The 1,559-nt window shown below is 70.0% G+C and carries 1 protein-coding gene; it reads right to left on the bottom strand.

Annotated features, from left to right (window positions below):
• Nucleotides 1-16 precede the first annotated feature (16 nt).
• On the bottom strand, nt 17-1,279 hold the full coding sequence (locus tag F7D09_RS10985; protein WP_152235523.1) for an IS110 family RNA-guided transposase: 1,263 nt from the start codon (nt 1,277-1,279) through the stop codon (nt 17-19).
• Nucleotides 1,280-1,559 lie beyond the last annotated feature (280 nt).

The raw sequence follows: 1,559 nt of genomic DNA, 5'->3' as shown, positions 1-1,559 counted from the left end.
GTACGTTCCGATGCTCCTATACATTGTCAAGCTGTTGCGCGTGTTGTGTCGGGGTGGTGATGGAGTGGATCCATTGGGTGGCGCGTTGTTCGAGTTCGGGCAGGTCGCGCACGCCCCGCTCGATTTCGCTGATCCTGCTGGAGGGCACGCCCAGCGCTTCGCCGACCTGCCGTTGCGTGATGCCGTGGCTCGTGCGCAGGAGACGCAGGCGCGCGCCGCGTTCCCGCGGGGCCGGCCGTCCCGCGCTGCCGTCGCGGGTGGCGACGAGGGCCCTGTACGCCTCGCGGGCGATGTAGCGTTTGAGGCATCGGATGATCTCGAGCTTGCTTTTGCCTTCGCTCGTCTTCCTCGCCACGTAGTCGCGGGTCGGCTGGTGGTGCCTGAGCCTGACGACGGCGATGCGGTGCAAGGCCGCGTTGCCCTGCCGGTTGCCTCCCCGGTTGAGCCGGTGGCGGTCGGTCCTGCCGCTGGACGCGGGGATGGGGCACGCGCCGCAGAGCTTGGCGAACGCGGCCTCGCCGCGGATGCGTTCGGGGTTGTCCCCGGCGACGATGGCGATCGTGGCGGCGGTGACGGTGCCGGCCCCGTAGATGTCGAGCAGGGGGCGCGCGTTGTCCTCGAGGATCTCCCGCATGCGCTCCTCGAGCAGGCCGGCCTGCTCCCTGAGCGTCTTCCACGCCTTGGCGGCGCCTTTGAGCGCGTCGAGCACGCTGCGCTCGACGAGGCCGCCGGACGGGCGGCACGAGGCCAGACGGTCCATGCGCGTCTCGGTCCGCAGCCCCCTGTACCGCTCCCTGACCGGCTCCGGGGCGGTGACCAGCAGGCCCCCGGCGGAATTGGCCAGCGCGGTCATCGCCGCGACCAGCCGGGAGCGTTCCGCGTTCAGGTGGCGCAGCGCCTCGACCCACCCGTCCGAGCTTTTCGGCAGGCTCGTCCCGTCGCCGGCGAGCACGCTGCGCGCGGCGGCGACCGCGTCGATGGGGTCGGACTTGCCGTCCCTGCGGCGCACGGCGCGTTTCGGCCTGAGCACCTCGTACACGGGGAACCCCGCGGCGCGGAGCCGTCTGGCCAGCGCCGCGCCGAACGAGTTCGTGCCCTCCACGCCGACCCCGGCGCAGCGGGCCGGGTCGCCGAGCATGGCGACCAGACGCCCGTACCCGTCCGGGTCGGCCCCGAAGGTGTCCGTGGAAAGGACCCTGCCGTTCATGTCGAGCAGGGCGATGGTGTGGGTGCCGGTGTGCGTGTCCACGCCGGCGATGAATCCGGTAGGCGGCTGCATCGTCGTCTCCTTGTCGTCTCGTTGCCGTTTCCGGGGCGTTCCGGCCCAGACAGGACGTTGACGGGACACGCTACCATGGTTCTTGCGGGGATCCGATGGAGCGTCCACGCTCCTATGAGGTCATGTGCCATGCGCCTCCGGGTCGGTGGCCGGGCGGGACAAATCGGAACAAGGACAGGCCACGATCACCGAGGCCGTCAGTCAGAATCAGGGTCACCGCCAGGCCGCCACTCCCATTATCGCCGATCGGATTAACCGGCATAACCATTATCAACGTCAG

This window comes from Bifidobacterium leontopitheci (assembly GCF_009193355.1).
GTDB lineage: Bacteria > Actinomycetota > Actinomycetes > Actinomycetales > Bifidobacteriaceae > Bifidobacterium > Bifidobacterium leontopitheci.
The sequence above is the reverse complement of the archived record's forward strand: the minus strand, read 5'-3'. Positions and strand labels throughout refer to the sequence as shown.

Excerpts from the sequence above, each read along its gene's own strand:
- F7D09_RS10985 (WP_152235523.1), bottom strand. The coding sequence starts at position 1,279 with ATGCAGCCGCCTACCGGATTCATCGCCGGCGTGGACACGCACACCGGC.